A 24,716-nucleotide genomic window follows, 5' to 3' on the forward strand; every position below is an offset into this window, starting at 1 on the left:
ACTCCGGGAAACCCAGCGCTGCCGGCCGCTGGCCGAGTGGGTAGCTGCCGGGGAGATCACCACGGGGATGTGCGACACCACTGTCCGGCGGTTATGGGTTACCGCTGTCATGGCAAGAGGTAACGACCGGTTGCGCAGTTGCTCGTCGGGCGCGGCAGCCTGCCGCGATGGTGACCTGCCCCGACAACTTTGGTGAAGGATCCGCGCTGGGCCGCCACGCTCACAGGCGTTCCGGCCAGTGAACGCGCCAGCCCGTGAGATGGCCACAGCGCGCACATTCGTCACGACGAGCCCAATCCGGTCACACGGTCGGCGGCGGTCCACTCACCGACAGTTCTGGCACCTCACCGGTGTACGGCTCGATCTGGACCAGGCACAGCTGGCCTGTGCAGCCCTGGCTCAGCGATGAGGACGGGCGATCGGCGGTGAGTACGTTGGGGTTTCCGTGACGGCAGAAGCTCGGGTCGGCCGGGTCCGGGTCGTACCAGGCGCCGGTGGACAGCTGGGCGATCCCCGGGGCGAGGGCCTCGGACAGCATCAGGCCCGCGAGGCAGCTGCCGCGGTCGTTGACGATGCGCACGACATCGCCTTCGCGCAGGCCCCGCGCCGCCGCCTCGCTCGGATGTATCCGAACCGGCTCGCGCCCGTGCACCTTCGCCGACTGACTGTGTGCGCCCACGTCGAGCTGGCTGTGCAGCTTGGTGCGCGGCTGGTTCGCGATCAGCTGCAAGGGGAAGCGCTGAGCCGCAGCACTTCCCAGCCATTCCTCGGGTTCGAGCCAGATCGGGTGACCTGGGCAGTCGGGGTAGCCGAAGCTCTCGATGGTCTCGGAGAAGATCTCGATGCGCCCGGAGGGGGTGGCCAATGGGTGGCGGTCCGGATCTGCGCGGAAATCGGCGAAGACCACCTGCCCGGGGTCGGACACCGGGAGCTCGAACCCGTCGGCCGCCCAGAATTCCTCGAAGCCGGGGATCGTGACACCTGCGTCGCCGGATGCCGCCTGCGTCGTACGCCACTCGCCATACAGGTGACGCAACCACTCCATCGTGGTCCGCCCCTCGGTGAATTCCTTACCGACGCCGAGCTTTTCGGCCACCTCGGACAGGATCGCGTAATCGTCGCGGGCCTGCCCGGCCGGGCGGGTGAGCGCGGGCATCGGGAAGAACAGGCGGTCGTTGTCGCCCGCGCCGAAATCGTCCCGCTCGATGGTCATCGTGGCGGGCAGCACGATATCGGCGCATCGGGTGGTGGCGGTCCAGAACGGATCGTGCACGACGATCGTCTCCGGGCGGGCGAATGCCTCACGCAGACGTGCCAGATCCTGATGATGGTGGAACGGGTTGCCGCCACACCAGTAGATCAGCCGGATATCCGGATAAACCAGGCGCCGGCCGTCGTACTCGTACTCCCCGCCGGGATTCAGCAGCATATCGGCGATCCGGGCCACCGGGATGTACGTCCGCACCGGGTTCTCGCCCTGCGGGAACCGCGGCACCGACAACCGGCGCGCCGGTTCACCCACGTTGCCCGCCGAGCCGTAGCCATGCCCGAAACCCCCTCCGGGCAGGCCTATCCGACCGAGCATGGCCGCGAGCACCACACCCAGCCACACCGGCTGCTCACCGTACCGGGCCCGCTGCAACGACCAGCTGACCGTGACGAATGTGCGCGCGGCGGCCATCTCACGCGCCAGCGCCGTGATCCGCTCGGCCGGAACACCCGTGATCGACGCGGCCCACCGCGGATCCTTCACCACACCGTCGTCGGAACCGCGCAGGTAGCGGGCGAACCGATCGAATCCGACGGTGTACCGATCCAGAAAGCTCTTGTCCGCCAAGCCCTCCGCGTCGAGTACCTGCGCCACCGCGAGCATCAGCGCCGCATCGCTACCCGGACGAGGCGCGATCCATTCCGCCCGCGCCTCGTCGCCGATATCGTCGCGCAACGGACTGATCGAGACGAACCGGCAGCCGCGCGCCCGCGCCGACGCGATCCAGCCCCGTCCGTGATGCCGCGACACACCGCCCGGGGTCACCGCGACGTTCTTCGGCGACAGCCCGCCGAACGCCACCACCAACTCCGCGTGCTCGGCGAGCACATCCTTGGACGTGGCGTGGGTGATCATCTCGTACAGGTCGCCGAGGATATGCGGCAGCAGCACCGTCGAGGTGCCCATGCTGTAGCTGTTGACGTGCCGCACATAGCCGCCCAGACAGTTCAGGAATCGGTGCACCTGACTCTGTGCGTGGTGGAACCGCCCGGCGCTGGCCCACCCGTAGGACCCGCCGTAGACCGCCTCGGCTCCGTGCCGCTCGTACACCCGCCGCAGCTCACCGGCCAGCAGATCGGTCGCCCGCTCCCACGACACCGGCACGTACGGATCGCTCCCCCGCCCCGGCGCGCCCGGACCGTGCTCGAGCCAGCCGCGACGCACGTGCGGCTGGGTGATGCGCGCCGGATGATGCTGCGCCGAGGCGACATTCTCGATCAGCGGCATCGGCTCGGGATCCCCGCGCCAGGGCCGGACCGCGGTGAGCCGCTCGCCGTCGCTGATGGCCTCGAACGCTCCCCAGTGCGTGAGATGCGTGGTCATGAACCCACCGTAGACCGCCCCACCGACACGTTCCGCAACTGGACAACTGACCATTAACGGCGGACAATGACACCGCGCCGGAGCGCCCGCCGCCCCAATCGGCCGATTCCGGTTAGCGTGTCAACTCGACCCGCCCGATATCAGCCGGCTCGTTCCATTCGAGAGACCAAGGAGTTCGATGCGCCCGCTCAGCCGCCGCCAGGCCCTGTCCGCCCTCGCCGCAGGCACCGCCGCGGCCCTGGCCGGACCCGCCGCGCTCGCGCACGCCCGGACCGCGCCGCCTGCCACCGTCCCCGCCGTCGGCAAGGACTTCTTCTGGGGCGTGGCCAGCGCCGGATTCCAATGTGAGGGCCACGCCCGCGACAGCAACTGGATCCGCTACGTCGCCAAGAACTCCTCCTTCGAGCCGTACCACAACGCGGTCGACTTCTACACCCGCTACGCCTCCGACATCGGCCTGGCCGCGGACATGGGCGTGAACGTCTACCGCATCAGCGTCGAATGGTCCCGGGTCCAGCCCCGGCCCGGGGTCTGGGACGAGGACGGCTTCGCCTTCTACGACCATGTCCTGGACACCATGGCCGCCAGGGGCATTCGCCCGATGATCACCCTCGACCACTGGGTCTACCCGGGCTGGGTCGCCGACCGCGGCGGCTGGGGCAGCACCGGCATGATCGAGCTGTGGCTGGCCAACGCCCGAAAGGTGGTGGACCGCTACGCATCCCGCAATCCGCTCTGGATCACCTTCAACGAACCCACGTTCTACGTTCTCAACGAGGTCCGCAACGGCGGCCTGCCGGCCGCGCAGGCCCCGCTGATGCAGCAGCAGATCATCCACGCGCACAACGCCATCTTCGACCACATCCACCAGCGCCGGCCCGGCGCGATGGTCACCAGCAACATCGCCTACACCCTCGGTACGGCCGAGCCGTTCGTCAGCGGACTGATCGAAGACGGCATCGCCGGCAAACTCGACTTCGTCGGCATCGACTACTACTACGGTTACGACCCGAAATCGGTGACGACCACCTCGCCTGCCGACTTCACCAGCCTGTGGAACCAGCCGCTGCAACCCGAGGGCATCTATTACGCCCTCGGGTACTACGCCCGCCGCTTCCCGGGCAAGCCGCTGTACATCGTCGAGAACGGCATGCCCACCCACAACGGCGCACCCCGCCCCGACGGCTACACCCGAGGCCAGGACCTGCGCGACACCATCTACTGGATCCAGCGCGCCAAGGCCGCCGGCATGAACATCATCGGCTACAACTACTGGAGCGTCACCGACAACTACGAATGGGGCAGCTACGCGCCGCGTTTCGGCCTCTACACCGTCGACGTGCTCACCGACCCGGCCCTCACCCGCCGCCCCACCGACGCCGTCCCCGCCTACGCCGAGATCACCCGTCACGGCGGCGTGCCCGCCAACTACCGCCCGGTCCGCCCGCCGGCCGGCTGCGCCCTCGGTGATCTCCCCGGAAGCTGCGTGGATCCCGTCACCGTGCCCCGCTGAACCGGGCGTGGTCGCGATCTCCAGCGGCGACGAGTACTCCGTAGCCTGACCGGAACCCTCTCAGGCCGAACGGGATTCGGCCTCGGGCAGCACGTCGGCCGCGCGACGGCCGAACCGCAGCACGCCATCCTCGATCGCATCCCTGCGCAGCTGCTTGCGGTCGCGGAAGTAACTGTTCACCACCCGCCACGGCCCGCGCGTGCCCTGCCTGGGCATCACCGCGTCGCCGCGCTGGATATACCCGGAGTTCAGCTCGTCGCCCATCACGGACCCGGGCGACCGGTCGTCGTCCTCGGGAACCGCGACGACGGTCGAATACCCGTGCGAGCGCATATGATTCAGCACCCGGCAGAAGTATTGCGCGGCCAGATCCGCCTTGAGGGTCCACGACGCGTTGGTGTACCCGAGCACGAACAACATGTTCGGCACACCACCGAGCAGCGTGCCCTTGTACAGCACTAGATCTCGCGTCGTCACCGGAACGCCGTCGACCACCAGCTGCACCCCGCCGAGCATCTGTACGGTCAAACCCGTTGCGCTGATGATGATGTCGGCGGGCAGTTGCTCCCCCGACGCCAGCCGGATACCGGTCTCGGTGAACTCCTCGATCCGATCGGTCACGATCGAGGCGCGCCCGGACCGCAATTCCTTGAACAGGTCCCCGTTCGGCACGATGCACAGCCGCTGATCCCACGGGTTGTACCGAGGACTGAAATGCCGCATATCTATTCCCGCACCGACCTGCGCCCGCACCGCACCGAGCAGTACCCGGCGCATCAGCGACGGATTGCGGCGCGAGAACTCGAAACTGGCCCGCTGGATCGCGATATTGCGAGCCCGGCCGCTGCGGTAGGCGATCGCCGCGGGAACCCGGGCCATCTTCAACCCGACCGCCACCGGGTCCTCGGCCGGGAGCGAGGTGATGTACGTGGGCGAGCGCTGCAGCATGGTGACGTGCGCGGCCTGGTCGCTCATCGCCGGGATCAGCGTGATGGCCGTCGCCCCGCTGCCGATGACCACCACCCGCTTGTCCCGGTAGTCCAGATCCTCGGGCCAGTGCTGCGGATGCACGATGGGCCCGGGGAAATTCTCCTCGCCGGGGAAATGCGGGCGGTAGCCCTTGTCGTAGTCGTAGTAGCCGGTGCAGCCGACCAGGAAATCGCAGGTGTAGACCTCGGTGTCGCCACCGTCGGCGACTGCGGTCACCGTCCAGATTCCGCGCTCGCTCGACCAGCTCGCCTCGGTCACCTTACGGCCGAACCGGATATGGTCCTGCACACCGTGTTCCGCCGCGGTATCGGCGATGTACTGCCGGATGGCGGCCCCGTCGGCGAGTACCTTCGTGCCGTTCCACGGGCGGAAGCCGTATCCGAAGGTGTACATATCCGAATCCGAGCGAATTCCCGGATACCGGAACAGATCCCACGTCCCGCCGATCGCGGCGCGCCGCTCCAGGATCGCGTAGCTGCGCCCGGTCTTCTCCCGGACCAGGTGGCAGGCCATTCCGATGCCGGACAGACCCGCGCCGATGATCAGTACGTCGACATGCCGCGCCATTGAGGTATCCGTTCCGTGCGACCGCCCGGACCACCGTGACCGGGCGTTACTCGAAGATTACATGTGATTGACAGTAACGTCTAGTTTCGCCTCCGCGACATCCCCGCATACCACCGGATGCAACGAGAACGCCGCCGATTCAGCGCGCATCACCGGAGGCCAGGAATGCCGCCAACAGGTCGCCTGGGCGCGATCGCATGCGTCCCCTGACCAGGCTCGCGGGATCAGGCGCAGGACCGGGACACCTCTTGGCCTCTTCTTTGCTTGCTCTAGTTGTGAGGTACTCCGGTGTTGTGTGGCGACACTTTTAGCGATTCATTAGTTAATGCGCATACGTCGATACCGATATTCCAAATTGACACTCTCAGTTCTGCACTCTCCCGATGGATGAGCCCGGCGAGCACCCCACCGGCCGATCCTCCGGAACCCCTAATCAACGATCTCGATCACCGCTTGGAAAACGTTCTCCAGCACGTGCTTTGGAAGTAACCTTGAGATACGAGGTGATGCGGGTGGACATCGTTATCTTCGCCGGGTGTGCGATGGCCGTGTTGGTCTCCTGGTGCATAGTCGCGTTGCGCATCACCGGGCGATTGTCGTTGCGACGAAAAGCCCTGGGCCGCAAGTCGTCCCGCCCCACTCCCCCGGTGTCGCACGGTCCGTCTCCGGGGCCGGCCGACACCGAATTCACCCTCGCATGGGCCTCCCCCACCCAGGTATGGCCCGCGCTCACCGCAGAGAATATGCTGCTTGCGGCGCGCTTGTCCGGCCGGATCACCCCCGACCAGTACCGCGCGCGCATGCTCGAACTGGCCAGGCACTGCGAACCTCATCCCACCGCGGGTGAGTGAGTCCGGCGAGGTACAGAACCACCGCAACGAGATTGGACCCCACCCATGATCAAGGTGTTCCTCGTCGACGACCACGAGATCGTACGTCGCGGCCTGGTCGACCTGCTCGAGGAGGATCCCGAACTGACCGTCGTCGGCGAGGCCGGTGATGTGGCGCATGCGATGGCCCGCATCCCCGCGCTACGCCCCGACGTCGCGGTCCTGGATGTGCGCCTGCCCGACGGCAACGGAATCGAGCTGTGCCGCGAACTGCTGTCCAAACTCGACGGCCTGCACTGCCTGATCCTCACCTCCTACACCGATGAGCAGGCCATGATGGACGCGATTCTGGCCGGCGCCAGCGGTTACGTCGTCAAGGACATCAAGGGCATGGAGCTGGCGCGCGCGATCAAGGAGGTCGGCTCCGGCCGTTCCCTGCTGGACAACCGCGCCGCCGCCGCGCTCATGGCGCGCCTGCGCAACAACACCGCCCCCGACGCCCCGCTGGCCGCGCTCACCGAGCAGGAGCGCAAACTGCTGGACCTGCTCGGCGAGGGCCTGACCAACCGCCAGATCGCCGAGCGAATGTTCCTGGCGGAGAAGACCGTCAAGAATTACGTATCCCGGCTGCTCACCAAGCTCGGGCTCGAACGACGCACCCAGGCCGCGGTCTACGCGTCGAAACTCCGTTCCGGACTCCATCCTCCCTACTGATCACAGCGGGCCCGATTCCAGCAGCCGCACCCCCTCGATCATGCTGGGGTCGATCGCGATCACCGTGTCCAGCGACCGGTCCATCCAGGGCCGCAGCAGCCGCTCGTAACGGGCGATCCGGACCGGATCGGTGATCGCCTCCGCCAGGCCCGTCACCACCACCGCCCAGCCGGTGTGCGTCACCGGATCGATCTCGTCGACCTCGTAGGCGACGACCACCCGCACCTCGCTGCGCACCACGCCGGTGAGCCGCGAGGTGATGCGTGTGCGCAGGATGATCCGGCCGTCCTCCACCAGGTGACAGACCGGTCGGATCGCGGGCAGCGCATCCCGAGTGAACACCACGCGCCCGTACGTCGCGCCCGCGATCAACCGCAACGACTCGGCGCGATCGAGATCAACCACGTCATGCGTCCCGCGCCCACGGCGATACCCGACAATCGGTTCCGAATCCGCCTCGGCGGAATTGCCTTCGAGCCAGACCACGTCACTACGCCTCCGCCCGCGAGCGCCTTTCGCCCGCAAACCCCCTGGGCATACATCCGACCATCACCGGCGCGGCGGCGACAGGGACAAAAGTCCCATTCGCCTATGCCACCGGGCACCTCACCGCCACAATCGGAATATTCCACCCCACGCGTATAATTCGACCCGCCAGTGTGGTTCCGCCGACCGTGAGGATTGCCCCTATGGCCGATCTGTCCCGGGTGGCGGCACAGCCCCCGACGCCGGCTCGGTCCGAGGCGGCGGCGCAATCCGGGCAAACCGCCGCCGACGACGGCCCCTCCTCGCGGGGCGGCCAGCCTTCCGTCCGCGAGGCGCTGTCCCAGCTGCGGTTGCGGGAACTGCTCACGGAGGTCAAGGACCGCGTCGAGCAGGTCATCGACGCGCGCGACCGGATGGACGAACTCGTCGAGGCCATGCTCGCTATCAACTCCCTGCTCGAACTCGACGAGACGCTGAACATGTTCGTGCGCACCGCTATCAAACTCGTGGACGCCGCATACGGCGTGCTGGCGGTGCACGGCCGCGATGGGCAGCCCGACCACTTCGTCTATCACGCCGCCGACGGGATCGCCCGGGAGCAGGTCACCGCGCCGCACGCGGAATTGACTGTGCCCGTGCGCATTCGCGACGAACTGTTCGGACAGCTCTCCCTGGCGGGAAAATCCGAGCGCCCGCCCTTCAGCGAGGACGACGACATCGTCGTCCAGGCGCTCACCGCCGCCGCAGGCATCGCGATCGACAACGCTCGCCTCTACGATTCCGCCCGCGCCCGCCAGGCGTGGACGGCCGCGACCCGCGACATCACCACCGAATTCCTCGCGGGCTCGCCCACCGGCGACGTGCTGACGCAGCTCACCGATCGGGCCCGCACCCTGGGCAGGGCCGAGTGGGCCGCGCTGGCGCTCGCCCCGGACCCCGACAGCCCGCCCGACGAGATCGCCGAACTGGTGGTCGGCCACTGGTCCGGTCCCGACCCCCGGCTGGGGCGCGCACTGAGCGTCGAGGGTCCCGCCGTCGGCGCGGCGTTCGGGCGGACCACAGTCACCGTCCCCGATACCGCCGAGACCGACCTGGCCACGGTGTTCCCCGGGGCCGGGCCCGCGATGGTCCTGCCGCTGTACACCCGCGACTCCTCCATCGGGGTGCTGATGGTGCTGCGGCCCGCCGGTGCGCCCGCCTACACCCCGGACGTCGTCGAGTTGGCCACCGCCTTCACCGACCAGGCGGCGCTGGCGATGGAACTCGTGCAGGCACAGCAGCGGATGCGGGTGCTGGATATCCTCACCGACCGCGACCGCATCGCCCACGACCTGCACGACCACGTCATCCAGCAACTGTTCGCGATCGGCCTCACCCTGCAGGGCACCATCCCGCGCGCCACGTCCCCCGTCGTGCGCGACAGGCTCACCGGTATCGTCAACGACCTGCAGGACGTGGTGCAGGAGATCCGCACGTCCATCTTCGAACTGCACGGCGGCGACGGCCACAGCACCCGCCTGCGTGAACGGATCGACCGCACGGTCCGCCGCGAGGCCGAGCAGTGCGCGGCGCCCGCGCAAGTCCGCACCGAGCTACGGATCAGCGGCCCGCTGTCCGTGGTCGGGCCGGAGCTGGCCGACAACGCGGAAATCGTTCTGCGCGAGGCGGTCCGCCACGCGGTACGGTACTGCCGCGCCGCCGGCATCGAGGTCGAGATCCGCATCGTGGACGACTTCACCATCATCGTCACCGATGACGGCCACGAGACCGATCACGACGCCGCGTCCATCCGGCTGACCGAACTGCGCCGGCGCGCGGAAAAATCCGGCGGCCGGTTCGCGCTCGAGCCCGGGCCGTCGAACATCGGCACCCGGCTTACCTGGTCGGTGCCGCTGCGATAGTGCGGCCACGGCTCGCACGCCGACAACGGCAGCGGTCCGGCGATCGAGCTGTCCGGGTCGAGGGATTTCCGGATGGCGGATACAACCGCGTCGCAGCGTGGGCCGACGATGCCGGGGCAGGCAGACCGGCTACGAAGCCGACCGGGCACGGGAGTGGCATGGGCGGCCGCCTCAGATCACTCCCGCACCGGCGAGCTCCGCCAGGTCGGACTGCTCTAGCCCCAGCATGTTTCGGTAGATCGCGGCGTTGTGCTCGCCGAGTTCGGGGCCGAGCGAGTGGATGCGGCCCGGTGTGTCCGAGAGCCGGGGGGCCACATTTTGCATGGGGAATTCGCCGAGTTGGGGATGCAGTAGGCGGACGATGGCGTCCCGGGCCTTGAAATGGGCGTCGGTGACCATGTCGGCGGCGGTGTAGGTGAGCCCGGCCGGGACGCCGGCGTCGTGCAAGCGGTCCAGCAGGGCGGCCGAATCCTGGGTCGCGGCCCAGTCCGCGATGAGCGTGTCGAGTTCGGTGAGGCGCTCGCCGCGCGCGCGATGGGTGCTGTAGCGCGGGTCCTCGGCCAGTTCCGGGCGCTGCATGACCGCGCACAGACGGGTGAAGACGGTGTCGCGGTTCGCCGCTATCAGCACTTGCGCGCCGTCCGCGCACTGGTAGACGTTGCTCGGGGCGACGCCGGGCAGGATCGATCCGGTGCGTTCGCGGCGGAAGCCGGTGAGTTCCCACTCCGGGATCAGCGATTCGGTCAGCGCCAGGACGGCCTCGTAGATGGCCGAATCGACGATCTGCCCGCGACCGGTGCGTTCGCGGTTCAGCAACGCCATCACGGCGCCCAGCGCGGCGAACGTCCCGGCCAGCGAGTCGCCGAGGGAGATGCCCGTGCGGCTGGGCGGCCGGTCGGGTTCCCCTGTGGTGTAACGGATTCCACCCATGGCCTCGCCGATGGAGCCGAAGCCCGCACGACCGGCGTAGGGGCCGTCCTGCCCGTAGCCGGTGACCCGGACCAGCACCAATCGCGGGTTGACGCGGGACAATTGCTCATAGCCCAGGTTCCAGCGTTCCATGGTGCCCGGCCGGAAATTCTCCACCAGCACATCCGCCTGGGCGACCAGGCGCGTCACCAACTCCTGGCCGCGCGGTTCGCGCAGGTTGCAGGTGACCGATTTCTTGTTGCGCCCGATGATCGGCCAGGTCAGCGACAGTCCATCAGGACTCTTCCTGCCCCATTCGCGCATCGGGTCACCGCCGGCAGGGTCCTCGATCTTGATGACTTCCGCGCCGAAATCACCGAGTAGCTGACCGCAGAACGGCCCGGCGATCAGCGAACCCATCTCGAGTACACGGTATCCGGCCAGCGGCCCGTTCACTTCCATGTCGTTCATAGGGCCTCCTCTGCTCAGAGTTGTCGGGCTGCGGTTTCCGCTTCCCAGATCGCATTGAAGATGCGCCTGGGAGCCTGGGCGTCACCGATGACGTGCAGGTCGACATCCATCTCCCGAAGTTCCTGGGCCAGGCCGTCATTGGCCGTATTGCCCAGGACGAACACCACGCCGTCGATATCGGACAGCTGTGAGAGTTCGCCGGTGTACACATCGGTGAGCGTGACGGTGTCCTCCTCGATCGCGGTGACTTCGACGTTGGGCGTGAAACCGACTCCGGCACGGCGGAGTTGGCCGAAGGCGAAAGGCAGGTCGTGGCCGTCGGCGAACGCGTGGCCCAGCTGCGGATACTGGGAGACGACGTGCACCGCGTGCCGGTGCTGGGTGAGGTATTCGGCCGTGATGAACGCGTGCCGGTCTCCGGTGTCGTCCACGATCAGGATTCGGTGCGGCAATTCCTCTCGGCCGGAGAGGATTTGCGCCGGGGTGTAGACGTTCCACTGATCGGATCCCGGCAGTGCCGCCGCGTCGGGGGCCCAGCGGGCGGGATGCCTGGCCGTCCAGCCGTGACGTATCGGCGTCGAGCCGGTCGCGATCACCACCGCGTCGTGACCGGCGAGGTCGTCGACGACCGCCCGGTGCCCCAGGCGGATCTCGGTTTTCGTCCGGCGCAACTGGGCGGACAGCCAGTCGGTGACTCCGGACCATTCGCGGTAGGAGGCGGCCCGGGTCAGCAGGTTGACCTGTCCCCCGAGCGTGTCGTCCTGTTCGAAGAGCGTGACCTGGTGGCCCAGGTCCGCGGCGGACAGCGCCGCGCGCAGCCCGGCCGGCCCGCCGCCGACGACCGCCACCCGCCGGGACGTGCGGACCCTGGTGTCGTCGCCGCGGAATTCCCGCTCGCGACCCACCTGGGGGTTGTGGATGCACGACACCGGGCCGCGCGCGAAGGACGCCACACACCAGTTCGCGCCGACGCAGGGGCGGATGTCGTCGGGGCGTCCGCGCTGCGCCTTGGTCGGCCACCACGGGTCCGCGATGAGCTGGCGGGTCATCCCGACGAATTGCGCCTTGCCCGTGGCGAGGATCTCCTCGGCCATCTCCGGCGTCGTGATCCGGCCGACGGCGACGACCGGCAAGGAGACCGCGGCGGTGAGATTGGCCGTGTCGGCGACCTCGTACCCCGCGGCGCGCGCCGCCGAGGTGCCGTAGATCTGCATCCGGTCGAGGTAGGTGCCCTGGGTGGTGGAGATGTAGTCCAGCATGCCCCAGCGTTCGACCTCGGCCGCGATGCGTACCCACGCCGCGTTGTCCAGGCCGTTCTCCACGTCGCCGTCGCTGCTGTTGAGCCTGATGCCCAGCACCCGATCGGCCGGTACGACCTCGCGCACGTCCGCGACGATCCGGCGCACGATGCGCATCCGGTTCTCGAACGAGCCGCCGTACTCGTCGCGGCGGTGATTGGTCGCGGGTGAGAGGAATTGGCCGAGCAGATAACCGTGCGCCAGACCGTGCACCTCGATGCCGTCGACACCGCCCTCGATGGCGTGGCGCGCCGACAGCACGTAGTGCGCGACCAGCTCGTCGATGTCCTGGTGGCTCATCTCGTGCGGGATCTCCCGATATACGGTGTCCGGCAGCGGACTCGGCGCCCAGGTGGGAAGCCGGGAGATGATGCCGTCGGTCTGCCGGCCCCGGTGCCACAGCTGCGCCATCAGCAGCGCGCCGTGCGGCTGGACGGCGGCGGCGACCTTGCGGTAGCTGGCGACCACGGCGGGGTCGTACGCGTGGATCACACCGCGCCGCGGCTGACTCGACGGATGGACCGCCATCGCCTCCATCGTGATGGCCGCGACGCCGCCGCGGGCACGTTCGGCGTAGTACTCGGCGCTGGCGTCGGCGAAGGTTCCGTCGGTGGAGAACTCGGTGGCGTGCGCGGTCATCCAGATACGGTTGCGCGCTGTCCGCGGGCCCAGCTCGATGGGGGAAAACACCGTGGGGTAGTTGTTCTCAGGCATATGACGCTCCGGCTAGTGCTCGGCCAGCAGCTGGCCGAAACCGTCAGCCTGGTCGTCGATTCCGTTGCTGCGCAAAGCATGCCAATAGGTGGCGGTATTGACCGCGATCACCGGCAGGCCGAGCCACTGCTCGGCCTCCGCCGCGACCCGGCCGACCGCCATGTTCGCGCCGAACTGCACGATCGCCCTCGGACGCTTCTCCGCTATCGCCGCCAGCTCGCGCCGCAGCGTCGCCCCCGAGGTGTGCGCGATCTGCACCGCCGTCGGGCAGCACAGATGGACCGCCGTGCGCAGCTGGTAACCGCAGCTCTCCACGAATGTCCGCAGATGCGTCTCCGATCCCGGCTGGTACGGGGTGAGCACGCCGATCGGGCCGTCCTCGACACCGACGGCCCGCAGCGCGGCCGGAATCGCGTCTCCGGCGTGCACGAGCTGGAGATCGTCGCCGAATTTGGCGCGCAGACGATTCCGAATCGCGTTGCCGGCGTCCGGGTCACCCCACACGGCCTCGATCGATACTCCCAGCACCACACAGTCCGGCTGACAGGTCAGCACTCGCGCCACCGCGTCGTCGACGCCGAGGTCGATATCGCGCACCAGGCCGCTGAAGTCGTTGTCGTCGTTCACCACCCAGTCCGGGATGTGAATGCGGGCGATGTGATTGGTCACGCCACGCGGACGCATATCGTCGTATTCCGGTTGCACGACGGTATTCACCGAGGGAGTCACCACCCCGATCTTCATCCGCCAGGCCAATGCGTCGGTCATCTCGCTCCGTCCATTCCCAGCTTGTGTTCCACACCACAGGGTGCTCATCCTGTATACATCTGAGCCGTTTTCTCGGCAAGGTCTTGCATGAATCGCCGAGTTAGCACTAAATTGCATGCAATCAGGTACAGGCGGTACCGCACATCCCGGAGGCAGCATTGGCCACTCGCATGGTGACCTCGACCGAGCGGGTCGCCGAGATCCTCCGAAAACTGATCCTCGACAACGCCTTCGCGCCCGGCACCCGCCTGGCCGAGGTCGAGCTCGCGGATCGATTGGGTGTGAGCCGCACACCGGTCCGAGAAGCATTGCGCCAGTTGGCCGCCGAGGGATGGGTGGAACTCCCGCCCAACCGGGGCGCACGAGTGGCCACCTGGTCCGTGCGCGAGCTCGAGAGCCTGTTCGACGTGCGCACGACACTCGAACCCCGACTGACCTCGATGGCCGCCGAGAAGGCCACCGAGGCCGATATCGCCCAGCTCGAGGAGCTGGCCACCCGGATGCTGGAGGTCGGCAGCCCCGGGCCCGGCCAGGACATCGCTGCCCTGATACCGCTGAACGCGGCGTTCCATCAACGCCTCGTGGAGCTGGCCGACGCGCCCGCCTTCGCCGCCGCCCTCACCGGCGCCGTGCGAACCCCCTTGGTGACGCGCAACTTCCACGCCTACGACGACGCGTCGATGCGCCGCAGCCTGGCCCACCATGCCGAGATCGTGGCCGCCCTGCGCGCCCGCGACGCACAGTGGGCAGGGGCGGTCATGACCGCCCATCTCCGCAACGCCCGCGCCGTGGTGCTGCGAACCGTTTGATCTCCGTTCGATACAGGAAAACATATGCGCGACAACGCTATAGAATGGGTGCTGTGGGCCGGCACCGTCGGCTACGAGAGCCCGATCCAGGCACGTTCGGACGCCGCGGCGGCCAATGGGTACAGCCGGGTCTCGTTGACTCCCATCGACGTCGCGACGGCCGAGGCGGCGGGCACCTCCGCCCGCGAACTCGGGCGACAGCTGCACGGGGCCGGGTTGTCCATCGAGCTCGAAGGATTCATGACCTGGTACCCGGGCGAGTACGCGCCGGAGATACCCCTTGCCGCGTTCTCGGCCCCGGAGGTGTTGCGCATGGCCGAGGCGCTCCAGGCCCAGACCCTCACGGCACTGGCCCGGCCCACCTGCGACCTGTCCGTCGACGAGGTCGCGGGCTGCTTCGCCGCGACCTGCGACCACGCCGCCGACCTCGGCGCCCGGGTGGGACTGGAGTTCATCCCGTTCATGGCCGTCGCGGACCTCCCGAGCGCGGCGGCGATCGTCGACCGCGCCGACCGTGCCAACGGCGGACTGGTGTTCGACACCTGGCACTTCTTCCGTGGAAACCCCGATTTCGCCGCGCTGGAATCGCTTTCGGGCGACAAGATCTCCGCCGTGCAGGTCTCCGATGGCGGCGCCACCATCCAGGGCAGCCTCATCGAAGACACATTCCAGCGCCTGTTCCCCGGCGACGGGTGCTTCGACCTCGTGCGCGTGCTGCGGGCGCTGGACAAGATCGGTGCGCTGAAATCGGTCGGCACAGAGGTCATTTCGCCGATCACCGCGGCGATGCCGGCGACCGAGGCGGCACGGGTGGGCCAGGAACGCACCCGGGACCTGATCGCCCAGGCGCGTTCCTGAGACAGTGGAGGCAACGATGACACGGCGCACGGTAATCAGCGGCGGCGGTACGGGAATCGGCAAAGCGGCGGCACGACGCTTCGCGGCCGACGGCGATTCGGTGGTCATCGTGGGCCGCAGGCCCGCCATCCTCGAGGCGGCCGCCGCGGAGATCAACACCGCCCTCGGCGCCGACCGCGTCACCACCGCGGCCGCCGACCTCACCGAACCCGACCAGGTCCACGCCCTCGCCGAGCAGATCACGGCGGGCGGACCCGTAGACGTCCTGGTCAACAACGCGGGCACCTTCTTCGAGCGAACACCGGACACTCTGTCCGGCATCGCCGCCTGGTACATCGACACCTACCGCACGAACCTGATCACCGCCGTACTCCTGACCGAGGCCCTCCTCCCCCACCTCATCCGCCCCGGCGGCCGCATCGTCTCCGTCAGCTCCATCGCCGCCCTGCGCGGCCCGGGCCCCTACGGCGCCTCGAAGGCCGCCCTGCACGGCTGGTCGCTCGGCCTCGCGAGACACCTTGCCCCACAGGGCATCACCGTCAATGTCATCGCCCCCGGCTTCGTCCCCGCCACGGAGGTATGGGACGACATGCTCACCCCCGAAGTGGAAGCCGCACGAGTCGCCGGGATCCCTCTCGGCCGACCCGGCACCCCCGACGAGGTCGCCGCGGGCATCGTCCACCTGGCCGCCCCCGACGCGGGCTGGACCACCGGCCAAATCCTCCAGATCAACGGCGGGGACCTGCTCGGACGCGGATGAGCCGGGTCGGCTATCCCTCGATGATCGCCATCAGGGCCGCGGTGAAGGGCGCGGGATCCACGTCGCCACGGACAGCCAGCTGCTGGCTGTAGCTGCTGCACAGGGCCACGAACGCTTCGGCGATCTGTGCGGCATCCCGGCGTCGGCGCTCGGGTATCAACTCGGCCACCGCGGCCCGCATGTCGGCGAGCTGTTGCCGGACAACGGCCGCCAGCGTCGGCGACACAGCCGCTTCGGCGTAGATCTGGGCTACCAGCCGAGCGTGGCCCGCCTCACGCGCCAGGACGCGCACGTGTTCGAGAAATCCGCCGACGGACTCGGCGGTGAGCGCCTGCGGCAGAGCGTCGCCTGCCTGCTCACAGACGGCGACGACGATCTCGTCCTTACTGGTGAAGTACCGGTAGATGGCTCCGTTGGACAGCCCGGACTCGGTGACGATGTCGGCCATCGACGTGTGGGCGAAGCCGTGGCTGGCGAACCTGGCGCGGGCGGCGTCCACGATCTGCTGACGGCGGGCGTCGAGGTGCGCTTGACTGACCTTCGGCATAAAAAGAGTGACCCCTCGATTTTCTTGATACTGTCGTGGAGTCTACCTCGCAATGCCAACCCTCAGGAGCCGACATGCGCTACCAGACCTTCGGCCGACTGACCGGACTGCGAGTGTCGCAGTACGCCCTGGGGACGGCGAACTTCGCCACCTCGGACGCCGGAGCAGGTCCCGAGGGCTCGCGGCAGATCTTCGATGCCTTCGTCGAGGCCGGCGGCACCACGTTCGACACGTCCAACATCTACCAGGACGGACAGGCCGAGACCGTGCTCGGCGGGCTACTCGGCGGTCAGCGGGACGAGTTCGTGGTGATCACCAAGTACAGCGGGACCAGGCAGGCCCAGCCCCGCCCCGGCAGCACCGGTAACGCCCGCAAGGTCATGGTCCGCTCTCTCGAGGCGAGTCTGCGCCGCCTGAACACCGACTACATCGACGTCTTCATGCCGCATTTCCCCGACGGAACGACACCGATCGAGGAGATCCTGGCAGGATTCGACGACCTGATCCGCGCCGGCAAGATCCTGCACGGCGGGCTCTCCAACTTCCCGGCCTGGCGGGTCGCCGGCGCCGCGGTCCGCGCGGACCTGCGCGGTCTGGCCCCACTGGTCGGCATCCAGACCGAATACAGCCTGGCCGAACGATCCGCCGAACGGGAGCTGCTGCCGATGGCACAGGCCCACGGTCTGGGCGTGGTCCTGTACTCCCCGTTGGCCGGCGGCCTGCTCACCGGCAAGTACCGGCAGGGCGGGCAGGGCCGGCTCAGCGCTCGCGGCGACGCGATCGAGGGCACCGCGCAGCGCACCGCTGTCGTCGACGCCGTCCTGGCGATCGCCGACGAGATCGGCGCCGGAGCGGTCCAGGTCTCCCTGGCCTGGCTGCGTCGCCGGGCCGCACTCGCGCAGACGGCATTGATCCCGATCCTCGGCCCCCGCACCCTGACGCAGCTGGAGGAATACCTCGGCTCCGTCCACCTCGAACTGAGCGACCAGCACTACCGATGCCTGGACGAGGTCAGCGCGGTACACCTCGGCACCCCGCACGAGGATGTCGCGGCCGCACTGAGACACGGCCTCGACGGCGACCGCACGCTGCTCGAGCCTGCCGCCGTTCCCGCCATCTGATCAGAAGGCGTGAGAACCGTTGCGCGGCTCGGTCGCTCGGTAGGAGTGGTTCAGCTCGTTCGCCGGGCGCGGTCGAATTCGGCGGCGCCCCCGGCGTATCGGGCCGACAGACGGCGGCGGTGGGCGGCGGGGGCGCCGAACAGGGCGCGGTTGAGGGTGGCTCGCTCGAGGTAGCGGTGGATGCCGCTTTCCCAGGTGTAGCCGAAGCCACCGTGTAGTTGCATCGCCTTGCCGGCGATGTGGACCGCGGCCGTGCAGGTATACGACTTCGCCATGGCCGCCGCCGCCCAGGCGTCGGGATCGTTCGCGGCGATCTGGCCGACCGCGGCGGTGACCAGGCGGCGGGCCATCGTGACCTGCGCGAGCATATCGGCGCAGGCGTGCTTGACCGCCTGGAACGATCCGATCGGGCGGCCGAACTGTTCGCGGGCGCCCGCGTAGGCGACCGTCGCGGCCAGCATGGCCTCACCGAGACCGAGGCTGTCGCAGGCGATCGCGACGGCGGCGCGGTCGTGGATGCGCGCGCGGGCCGCGGCCGGATCTCCCGCGAAGGACCACAGTGAATCCCGCGGTACGGCAAGGCCATCGGCGGTGACTGTGCCGAACTCCCTTGTCTCGTCCAGGACCTCCTGGGCCGTGCGGGACAGACCGGTCGCATCGGCCGCCACCGACACGATCACCGGTACTCCGGCGTCGCTGGCGGGAAACAGCACATGGTCCGCCGAGCACGCGTCCGGGACGAATTCCGCCCTGCCGTACAACCTCGGACCGTCCGCGGACCGCTCGATGTGAAAGGGCGTCGGGGCCAGGCCGTCATCGAGGTCTGCCGGCAGGGCCGAGGCCACCACCGTGTCCCCCGACGCGACGGCCCGCAGCAGTGCGTCCCGTCCGGGGCTCGCGACCAGTTCGCCGAGCGTGCCGACCCCGAGGACAACCGTTCCCAGACAGGCGCTTCCGGTCACGGCGCGGCCCAGTTCCTCCAGCACGATCGCGGTCTCGGCGAAACTCGCCCCGGCACCGTCGAGCGCCTCGGGAACCTCCAGCCCGAGCCAGCCCTGCGCGGCCAGCACATTCGGAGCGATGCGCGCACCGGGCCCGCTACGCCCCAGCAGGTCACGGGCCACCGCCCGCACCTCGTCGTGAATTTCCGCGAATTCCGTTCCGGCGACAGCTGTCTCGTTCATCACTTCCCGATCGGTTCCCGGGGCAGCCCGAGCCCGCGCTCCCCGATGATGGTGCGCTGGATCTCGCTCGTCCCGCCCGGAATCGTCCATTCCCACGAACCGATGAAATCGAGCACCCAGGCGCCCGATTCCCAGCCGCCCGACATCGGCTTGCGCAACACGGTGTGCGCGGCCACTCCGCCGATCTCGGCGCCGAAATCGGTCAGGCGCTGCAGCAGTTCGCTGTAACACAGCTTCACGATCGACGCGTCGGCCGGGCCCGAACCGCCGCTGTCGTGCCGTTCCACCAGATCCCGGCACAGCGCGCGCAGGCCCGTCACCTCGATCTCGAAGGCGGCCAGCCGATCCAGCACCACCGGGTCCTCGATCGGCCTGCGCCCCAGCGAATCCGGCGCGGCGCACGCCTCGAGCAGCCACCGGAATCCGGCGTTGCCGAGTCGTTCGGCCAGCTCCAGCATCGTCAGTCCGCGCTCGGCGCCCAACGTTTCCTGTGCCACGCGCCAGCCCGTGTTCTCCGCGCCGACCAACTGGGTCGCGGGGATGCGCACCTGGTCCAGGAAGATCTCGCAGAAGTGCGATTCGCCCGTGGCCTGCCGGATAGGCCGCACGTCGATGCCGGGACTGCGCATATCCAGCAGGAAATACGAAATGCCATGGCGTTTCGGCGCATTCGGATCGGTGCGGGCCAGCAGCAGGCACCAGTCGGCGTACTGCGCCCCGCTCGCCCATACTTTCTGGCCGGTGACCACGTATTCGTCCCCCTCGCGCCGCGCCGCGGTCTGCAGCGCCGCCAGATCCGACCCGGCCCCGGGTTCGGAGAACCCCTGCACCCAGATCTCACCGTCGAGGATCGCGGGCAGATGCCGCCGGCGCTGCTCATCGGTCCCCGCCGCCAGCAGCGTCGCCGCCGCGTGGTGAATCGCCACGAAGCCCAGCACCAGGCGCGGCGCGTCATGCGCGGCCAGCTCCTGATACAGCACGATCTGCTCGGCGACCGACATCCCGCCGCCCCACTGCGCGGGCCAGTGCGGCACCGCGAACCCGGCACGCCGCAGCTCCTGGAACCACGCCTGCTGAAAGGTCACGAACTCCTCGGCCGACGCACCGGTCTGCGCCTGTCGCCAGTCCGCCGGGATATGCGTGCGGCACCATTCGCGCACTTCACCCCGGAACGCGGTCAGGTCCGCAGGTCGCGGCGTCACCGAGTCGCCCGCTCTCGCAGCGCCAGCAGCCGATCCCGATGGTCCGCGGATTGCATGCTGACCACCTCGGCAGCGAATCCCGCCTGCAGCGGACCGCCCAATGCCTGCGAAAGGTACATGTTCACAATACGTTTGGTGCTGCGCAGCGCCTCGGTCGGCTGAGCGGCCAGCCGTTCGGCGAGCTGCCGCGCCTGCGCGAGCAACTGTTCTGGTTCGACGGCGCGGCTGGCGAGGCCGAGCTGTACGGCCGTGGCCGCATCGATGCGATCGCCGGTGAACAGGTATTCACGCGAGCGCAGGATGGGGGTCAGCAGCGGCCAGAACGCCGCGCCGCCGTCACCGGCCACCAGGCCGACGGCGACGTGCGGATCGGCGAGGGATGCCCGCTCGGAGATCAGCGCCACATCACACAGCACCGCGATGCTGGCGCCCAGGCCGACGGCCGGGCCGTTGATCGCCGCGATGACCGGCAGCGGGAAGCGCAGCATCTCCTCGATGATCTGCGCGCCCTCCCGGATGCTCTCGTCGCGCGCCACCGGATCGTCGAGAAACGAGGTGATCCAGTCCAGATCGCCGCCGGCGCTGAACGCGCGCCCGGCGCCGGTGAGGATCACCACCCGGGCCTCGCGATCGGCCGCCAGCTGCCGCCAGACGTCCGCCAGCGCCCGGTGCAGGTTCGCGTTCACCGCGTTCAGCTCCGCCGGGCGGTTCAGAGTCACCGTCCGCACCGGTCCGTCGCACTCGACGGTCAGCTCCGCGGGCAGGTCGTACTTCACGCTCTCACGCCTCCCCGGGCTCGGAGAACAAGCCGGTCAGCCCGTGGGTACCGATGCGGTCGGTCAGTAGCTGCTCGGTGGTGGACCGGCCGAAGGGCAGTCGGCGAATCGGCAGGCTGTACCGCGAGATCCACGACAGGGTCGCCTCGTCGCAGAATCCGATGGCGCCGTGCAGCTGATGGGCGACACGGAAGACGATTTCGGCCGCCTCCAGGGCCGCGAGCCGCAGCGCGAGCGCATCCTCGATCGCCTCGGCGCGGCCCTCCTGGATACTCCACAGGGCATATTTCGCGAGCACGTCGACGCCGCTGCGCTCGACCTCCGCGTCGGTGAACTGGAATTGGACACCCTGGAACCGGGCCAGCGGCTGTCCGAACTGTTCACGCACCAGCACATGGGAGCGAGTGAGGTCGATCGCCCGGTCCAGCATGCCCAGGAGCGTCCAGCAAGGCAGCACCAGCCCGAGCGCGACATCCTTGCCGCCGTCGTCGTCGATCGGCTGTAGCTCGAGTCCGGTGACGAACGCCGACGCACGCGGCGGCACGTCCGACGGGCGCGGCACGGCGTGGCTGCGCCGGCCATCGGATGTGACTGCCGCCCAGCGCATGTCGATGCCGGACACGGCCCCCTCGGGAGCGGAGCCCGAGATCACCATCAGCCCGTCGACATCCAGATCCGTTGGCCGCGCGAGGCGCTCGGCTACGGGATAGGGCGCAGCCAGGTAGCCCGCGCTGCGGCACAGCGCGGCGGCCGCCTCCAATTCGTCGGCGTCCTTGCGTGGTTCGAGATCCCAGGCGCCCAGATCGCGCAGGACGGGCTCGACCACCCGCTCTCGGATGCCGGGCTCGAGTTCCGCCCGCTGGACCAGTTCGTCCCCGCCGGCGGCCTCGAGGGCACGAACCACCTGCCGCCCGAATTCGGTCGCGTCCGCGCTCAGTTCGATGTTCACCGCGCCTCCAAGGCAGCCCTGGCCAACAGGATTCGCTGCATCTCGATACTTCCCGATGCGACCGTCGCCGCCTGGGAGTAGCGCCAGTGGTCCTGCACCGCGCGGCGGAATCGGCCGACCTCGGCCTGCGATTCCTCTTGCAGCGGAGCGTATGCCGCGATTTCGACCAGTACCTCGGCGCTGTCCTGATCGAGCTGGGTCACCGCGATCCGGTATGCCGCGGCGTCGTTCGGCCGCACCGTGCCCGCACTCTGCAACGACACCACCCGGTATGCGAGCAGCCGGGCCCGGCGGCAATGGGTCAGCATTCGCGCCCACCGGCCTCGCAGCTGCGCGGGAACCTCTCCCCAGCGCTCGCCGAGCACGGCGGGGGCGGCCTGCAGCAAACGCTCGCAGCGGGCGTAGCGAGCGATGCCCACCCGTTCGAAGGAGAGCACCTCCTGCACCACCTGCCAGCCCTCGCCCACGGTACCGAGCACGTCCGCCTCGGTCACCCGCAGATCGTCGAAGAACACCTCGTTGAGATGGTGCGGGCCGATCATCGCGCGGATGGGCCGGACCACGATTCCGGGTGCCGACATCGGCACCAGAAAGATCGTCAGACCCTGTTGTTTGCGCTCACCCCTGGAGGTCCGGGCCAGCAGGAAGCACCAGTCGGCCATGGTGGCGTAGGAGGTCCAGATCTTCTGTCCGGAGATCCGCCAGCCGTCGCCGTCCGGGCGCGCCGCGGTACGCAGCGACGCGAGGTCCGAGCCGGAATCGGGCTCGCTGAACCCCTGGCACCAGATCACCTCACCCTTGGCGATCGGCGGCAGATGCTCCCGCTGCTGTTCCGCCGTGCCGTGCCGCATGATCGTCGGGCCGACCCAGTTCACGCCCATGTACTGCGCGCCGCGGGGTTCGTGATGTGCCCACATCTCCTCGCGGACCACGGTCTGCTCCCACACCGAGGCCCCCCGGCCGCCGAATTCCTCCGGCCAGGCCAGGCAGAGCAGTCCGCGATCGGCCAGCGCCCGGCAAAAGCTCTGGGCGACAGCCAGATCGGCCGGATCGTCGGTGAACGCGCCGAGAAAGTCCGGGGGAACCTCGGCCGTCACCAGCTGACGCAGCTCACCGCGGAGTCCGGTGGCGGCCTCACCCACTGTGAAGTCCATGGCCGCGACATTACGTCAATCATAATAAGGATAGCAATGCTTGTATGATCGATCGGCCGCCCGGATAATCATCGCAAGGATGGCAATATTTGAGTGGTCAACACCGGCTGACTAGACTCCCACCCATGACTCAGAGGGAGCCCCTATGACGAGCGCCCGGCGTGGCCGGACGCCCCAGCGCCGCATAGCCGAAACCGTTGCGGCCGAACTGCGCTCCCGCATCCTGTCCGGCGAGGACGACTATCGCCTGCCCACCCAGGATCAGCTGGTCCAGGATTTCGGCGTCAGCTATCCCTCGATCCGGGAGGCGCTGCGCATCCTGGAGACCGAGGGCCTGGTGACCGTCCGGCGCGGCAACGTCGGCGGGGCCGAGGTGCACCGCCCCGACGAGTCGTCCGCCGCGTACCACCTGGGCCTCGCTTTACAGGGTGCGCGGGTCACACTGGGCGATCTCGCCGCGGGTCTGCGGACCCTGGAACCCATGTGCGCCGCCGAATGCGCCCGCCGGGGTGATCGCGCCGAGGTCGTGGTCCCGGCCCTCGAGGCCAATATCGACGCCTCCGAGGCGCTGGTCGGCGAGGGCCTCGAATTCACGCTCGTCGCCAGGGATTTCCACGACCTGGTCGTCTCGTTCACCCCGAACGCGACCGTCCGATACGTCGTCAGCAGCCTCGTGGCCCTGTGGTCCTCCCAGGAGGAGGCCTGGGCCGAGGTCCTGACCAAACGCGGGGAATACCCCTCGGAGACCGAATCCGGCGAAGCCGTCCGCATCCACCGGCGAATCACCGCCGAGATCGCGGCCGGAAACGACTCGGAGGCCGAGCGCCTGTACCGCGCACACCTCGCCGCGACCCAACTGCTGGTACTCGAACGCTTCGACAACGGCCTGGTCAACGCCTCCTCCGCCACGGCCCGCCAGGCCATCCAGAACAGCAGAAGCACCCGCATCTAACCTCGGGTGCAGCAACCGTTCCGGATGAGATTGAGTACTCTGCAAGCGTGGCCATGATGCGCGCCCTGACCGCAGCGGTACACCAGGAAGAAGACTGGTATGTCGCCCAGTGCCTCGAAGTCGATGTTGCCAGTCAGGGCAGGACAGTAGACGAAGCCATGGCCAACCTCACCGAAGCGGTCGAGCTGTATCTGGACGAGATCGACGACCCTACCGAGCACATCACCTCCACGCCCCTGGTGACGTCCTTCCAGGTGTCGAGTGCCGCGTGAGCCCCGCTCTCTCCGATCTGCCGGTCCGCAAGGTTATCCAGGCGGTCGAATCGATCGGCTTCACCTACCTTGTGGACGAAGGGTAGTCACGCTATCTACCGCCACTCGGACGGTCGTGTCGTCGTCATCCCGGAACACCGCATCGTCAAGCGCGGCACACTCGGCTCGATCATTCGGCAGGCCGGGCTCACCGGCCCGGAATTCCTCGCACTGATCACTTCTTTGTAGGCAAACGTCCTGTCGGACGCAGCGTATGCCCGACAGCATCGAATCTGACCTGCGGCACCATTATCTGCCCCGCAGGAGATACAGGCCGAGGCCGATGTACAGGGGCGGGATCAGCCATGTGCCGACGGGGCGTAGGCGGCGGACGAGGGT

The 24,716-nt window shown here is 68.5% G+C and carries 23 protein-coding genes; 11 read left to right on the forward strand and 12 right to left on the reverse strand.

Translation table 11 applies throughout. The features are described from left to right. Positions 1-301: 301 nt before the first annotated feature. Positions 302-2,593, reverse strand: coding sequence for a molybdopterin-dependent oxidoreductase (locus tag JZ791_RS28715; RefSeq protein WP_216898474.1), 2,292 nt, complete (start codon positions 2,591-2,593; stop codon positions 302-304). Positions 2,594-2,771: 178 nt separating this feature from the next. Between JZ791_RS28715 and JZ791_RS28720 the strand changes: the two genes are divergently transcribed. Then, the gene (locus JZ791_RS28720; protein WP_216898475.1) at positions 2,772-4,106 is read left to right on the forward strand and encodes a family 1 glycosylhydrolase; all 1,335 of its coding nucleotides are present in this window, start codon (positions 2,772-2,774) and stop codon (positions 4,104-4,106) included. Between the two features lie 60 nt (positions 4,107-4,166). Here JZ791_RS28720 and JZ791_RS28725 read toward each other — a convergent pair whose 3' ends face one another. Continuing rightward, a complete protein-coding gene (locus JZ791_RS28725; protein WP_216898476.1) occupies positions 4,167-5,663 on the reverse strand; it encodes a flavin-containing monooxygenase in 1,497 nt (498 codons plus the stop codon). A gap of 512 nt (positions 5,664-6,175) precedes the next feature. On the opposite strand from JZ791_RS28725, the gene JZ791_RS28730 reads away from it, so the two are divergent. Continuing rightward, entirely contained in the window at positions 6,176-6,514 is a 339-nt protein-coding gene (locus tag JZ791_RS28730; RefSeq protein WP_216898477.1) for a hypothetical protein, read from the forward strand. 45 nt (positions 6,515-6,559) lie between these two features. Beyond that, positions 6,560-7,207 carry a response regulator gene (locus JZ791_RS28735; protein ID WP_216898478.1) on the forward strand — a complete coding sequence of 216 codons (648 nt, stop codon included), beginning with the start codon at positions 6,560-6,562 and terminating at the stop codon, positions 7,205-7,207. Here the strand turns inward: JZ791_RS28735 and JZ791_RS28740 are convergent, their stop codons facing one another. Further along, positions 7,208-7,612: a pyridoxamine 5'-phosphate oxidase family protein gene (locus tag JZ791_RS28740; RefSeq protein ID WP_308163133.1), complete on the reverse strand. Its 405-nt coding sequence runs from the start codon at positions 7,610-7,612 to the stop codon at positions 7,208-7,210. It lies immediately after the preceding gene. Between the two features lie 284 nt (positions 7,613-7,896). Between JZ791_RS28740 and JZ791_RS28745 the strand changes: the two genes are divergently transcribed. Beyond that, positions 7,897-9,594: a GAF domain-containing protein gene (locus tag JZ791_RS28745; protein ID WP_216898479.1), complete on the forward strand. Its 1,698-nt coding sequence runs from the start codon at positions 7,897-7,899 to the stop codon at positions 9,592-9,594. Positions 9,595-9,765: 171 nt separating this feature from the next. Here the strand turns inward: JZ791_RS28745 and JZ791_RS28750 are convergent, their stop codons facing one another. The 3 genes from JZ791_RS28750 to JZ791_RS28760 are packed head-to-tail and all read right to left on the reverse strand — an operon-like array spanning position 9,766 to position 13,754. Continuing rightward, positions 9,766-10,974, reverse strand: a complete 1,209-nt coding sequence (locus JZ791_RS28750; protein WP_254206456.1) for a CaiB/BaiF CoA transferase family protein — start codon at positions 10,972-10,974, stop codon at positions 9,766-9,768. A gap of 14 nt (positions 10,975-10,988) precedes the next feature. After that, complete coding sequence (locus JZ791_RS28755) at positions 10,989-12,986, reverse strand: oxidoreductase (protein ID WP_216898480.1); 1,998 nt, start codon at positions 12,984-12,986, stop codon at positions 10,989-10,991. 12 nt (positions 12,987-12,998) lie between these two features. Then, positions 12,999-13,754, reverse strand: a complete 756-nt coding sequence (locus tag JZ791_RS28760) for a maleate cis-trans isomerase family protein (RefSeq protein ID WP_216898481.1) — start codon at positions 13,752-13,754, stop codon at positions 12,999-13,001. Between the two features lie 158 nt (positions 13,755-13,912). Here JZ791_RS28760 and JZ791_RS28765 point away from each other — a divergent pair, with 158 nt between their 5' ends. The 3 genes from JZ791_RS28765 to JZ791_RS28775 are packed head-to-tail and all read left to right on the forward strand — an operon-like array spanning position 13,913 to position 16,181. Continuing rightward, complete coding sequence (locus tag JZ791_RS28765; RefSeq protein WP_216898482.1) at positions 13,913-14,563, forward strand: GntR family transcriptional regulator; 651 nt, start codon at positions 13,913-13,915, stop codon at positions 14,561-14,563. A gap of 24 nt (positions 14,564-14,587) precedes the next feature. Further along, the gene (locus JZ791_RS28770) at positions 14,588-15,421 is read left to right on the forward strand and encodes a sugar phosphate isomerase/epimerase family protein (protein WP_216898483.1); all 834 of its coding nucleotides are present in this window, start codon (positions 14,588-14,590) and stop codon (positions 15,419-15,421) included. A gap of 16 nt (positions 15,422-15,437) precedes the next feature. After that, a complete protein-coding gene (locus tag JZ791_RS28775) occupies positions 15,438-16,181 on the forward strand; it encodes an SDR family NAD(P)-dependent oxidoreductase (RefSeq protein WP_216898484.1) in 744 nt (247 codons plus the stop codon). A 10-nt stretch (positions 16,182-16,191) separates the two neighbouring features. Here the strand turns inward: JZ791_RS28775 and JZ791_RS28780 are convergent, their stop codons facing one another. Beyond that, positions 16,192-16,728 carry a TetR/AcrR family transcriptional regulator gene (locus JZ791_RS28780; protein WP_216898485.1) on the reverse strand — a complete coding sequence of 179 codons (537 nt, stop codon included), beginning with the start codon at positions 16,726-16,728 and terminating at the stop codon, positions 16,192-16,194. Positions 16,729-16,802: 74 nt separating this feature from the next. Here JZ791_RS28780 and JZ791_RS28785 point away from each other — a divergent pair, with 74 nt between their 5' ends. Then, complete coding sequence (locus JZ791_RS28785; protein WP_216898486.1) at positions 16,803-17,849, forward strand: aldo/keto reductase; 1,047 nt, start codon at positions 16,803-16,805, stop codon at positions 17,847-17,849. A gap of 50 nt (positions 17,850-17,899) precedes the next feature. Here the strand turns inward: JZ791_RS28785 and JZ791_RS28790 are convergent, their stop codons facing one another. Genes JZ791_RS28790 through JZ791_RS28810 form a run of 5 tightly spaced genes read right to left on the reverse strand, consistent with a single transcriptional unit; the run spans position 17,900 to position 23,114 of the window. After that, a complete protein-coding gene (locus JZ791_RS28790; protein WP_216898487.1) occupies positions 17,900-19,033 on the reverse strand; it encodes an acyl-CoA dehydrogenase family protein in 1,134 nt (377 codons plus the stop codon). Beyond that, positions 19,033-20,235 (reverse strand): acyl-CoA dehydrogenase family protein, encoded by a 1,203-nt coding sequence (locus JZ791_RS28795; protein WP_308163134.1) that lies wholly within the window; start codon positions 20,233-20,235, stop codon positions 19,033-19,035. Before JZ791_RS28795 ends, JZ791_RS28790 begins: the two co-directional genes overlap by 1 nt. Continuing rightward, the gene (locus tag JZ791_RS28800; protein ID WP_216898488.1) at positions 20,232-21,011 is read right to left on the reverse strand and encodes an enoyl-CoA hydratase/isomerase family protein; all 780 of its coding nucleotides are present in this window, start codon (positions 21,009-21,011) and stop codon (positions 20,232-20,234) included. The genes JZ791_RS28795 and JZ791_RS28800 overlap by 4 nt, the downstream gene beginning before the upstream one ends. A 4-nt stretch (positions 21,012-21,015) precedes the next feature. Continuing rightward, positions 21,016-21,960, reverse strand: a complete 945-nt coding sequence (locus tag JZ791_RS28805) for an acyl-CoA dehydrogenase family protein (RefSeq protein ID WP_216898489.1) — start codon at positions 21,958-21,960, stop codon at positions 21,016-21,018. Beyond that, positions 21,957-23,114, reverse strand: a complete 1,158-nt coding sequence (locus JZ791_RS28810) for an acyl-CoA dehydrogenase family protein (protein WP_216898490.1) — start codon at positions 23,112-23,114, stop codon at positions 21,957-21,959. Before JZ791_RS28810 ends, JZ791_RS28805 begins: the two co-directional genes overlap by 4 nt. A 145-nt stretch (positions 23,115-23,259) precedes the next feature. Here JZ791_RS28810 and JZ791_RS28815 point away from each other — a divergent pair, with 145 nt between their 5' ends. From JZ791_RS28815 to JZ791_RS46865, 3 genes are all read left to right on the forward strand, one after another. Next, positions 23,260-24,066: a FadR/GntR family transcriptional regulator gene (locus tag JZ791_RS28815; protein WP_216898491.1), complete on the forward strand. Its 807-nt coding sequence runs from the start codon at positions 23,260-23,262 to the stop codon at positions 24,064-24,066. Positions 24,067-24,119: 53 nt separating this feature from the next. After that, a complete protein-coding gene (locus JZ791_RS28820) occupies positions 24,120-24,338 on the forward strand; it encodes a type II toxin-antitoxin system HicB family antitoxin (protein WP_438804565.1) in 219 nt (72 codons plus the stop codon). 69 nt (positions 24,339-24,407) lie between these two features. Continuing rightward, complete coding sequence (locus JZ791_RS46865; RefSeq protein WP_216898493.1) at positions 24,408-24,566, forward strand: type II toxin-antitoxin system HicA family toxin; 159 nt, start codon at positions 24,408-24,410, stop codon at positions 24,564-24,566. The last annotated feature ends 150 nt before the right edge of the window (positions 24,567-24,716 follow it).

It is taken from the genome of Nocardia alni (genome assembly GCF_019038435.1).
Lineage (GTDB): Bacteria > Actinomycetota > Actinomycetes > Mycobacteriales > Mycobacteriaceae > Nocardia > Nocardia alni.

What these genes read in the sequence shown, in the direction of transcription:
- JZ791_RS28750 (WP_254206456.1), bottom strand. Translation starts at nt 10,974, where the DNA reads ATGAACGACATGGAAGTGAACGGGCCGCTGGCCGGATACCGTGTACTC.
- JZ791_RS28725 (WP_216898476.1), bottom strand. Translation starts at nt 5,663, where the DNA reads ATGGCGCGGCATGTCGACGTACTGATCATCGGCGCGGGTCTGTCCGGC.
- JZ791_RS28775 (WP_216898484.1), top strand. Translation starts at nt 15,438, where the DNA reads ATGACACGGCGCACGGTAATCAGCGGCGGCGGTACGGGAATCGGCAAA.
- JZ791_RS28735 (WP_216898478.1), top strand. Translation starts at nt 6,560, where the DNA reads ATGATCAAGGTGTTCCTCGTCGACGACCACGAGATCGTACGTCGCGGC.
- JZ791_RS28790 (WP_216898487.1), bottom strand. Translation starts at nt 19,033, where the DNA reads ATGAACGAGACAGCTGTCGCCGGAACGGAATTCGCGGAAATTCACGAC.
- JZ791_RS28780 (WP_216898485.1), bottom strand. Translation starts at nt 16,728, where the DNA reads ATGCCGAAGGTCAGTCAAGCGCACCTCGACGCCCGCCGTCAGCAGATC.
- JZ791_RS28755 (WP_216898480.1), bottom strand. Translation starts at nt 12,986, where the DNA reads ATGCCTGAGAACAACTACCCCACGGTGTTTTCCCCCATCGAGCTGGGC.
- JZ791_RS28770 (WP_216898483.1), top strand. Translation starts at nt 14,588, where the DNA reads ATGCGCGACAACGCTATAGAATGGGTGCTGTGGGCCGGCACCGTCGGC.
- JZ791_RS28715 (WP_216898474.1), bottom strand. Translation starts at nt 2,593, where the DNA reads ATGACCACGCATCTCACGCACTGGGGAGCGTTCGAGGCCATCAGCGAC.
- JZ791_RS28720 (WP_216898475.1), top strand. Translation starts at nt 2,772, where the DNA reads ATGCGCCCGCTCAGCCGCCGCCAGGCCCTGTCCGCCCTCGCCGCAGGC.
- JZ791_RS28810 (WP_216898490.1), bottom strand. Translation starts at nt 23,114, where the DNA reads ATGGACTTCACAGTGGGTGAGGCCGCCACCGGACTCCGCGGTGAGCTG.
- JZ791_RS28785 (WP_216898486.1), top strand. Translation starts at nt 16,803, where the DNA reads ATGCGCTACCAGACCTTCGGCCGACTGACCGGACTGCGAGTGTCGCAG.
- JZ791_RS28760 (WP_216898481.1), bottom strand. Translation starts at nt 13,754, where the DNA reads ATGACCGACGCATTGGCCTGGCGGATGAAGATCGGGGTGGTGACTCCC.
- JZ791_RS28745 (WP_216898479.1), top strand. Translation starts at nt 7,897, where the DNA reads ATGGCCGATCTGTCCCGGGTGGCGGCACAGCCCCCGACGCCGGCTCGG.
- JZ791_RS28820 (WP_438804565.1), top strand. Translation starts at nt 24,120, where the DNA reads ATGATGCGCGCCCTGACCGCAGCGGTACACCAGGAAGAAGACTGGTAT.
- JZ791_RS28815 (WP_216898491.1), top strand. Translation starts at nt 23,260, where the DNA reads ATGACGAGCGCCCGGCGTGGCCGGACGCCCCAGCGCCGCATAGCCGAA.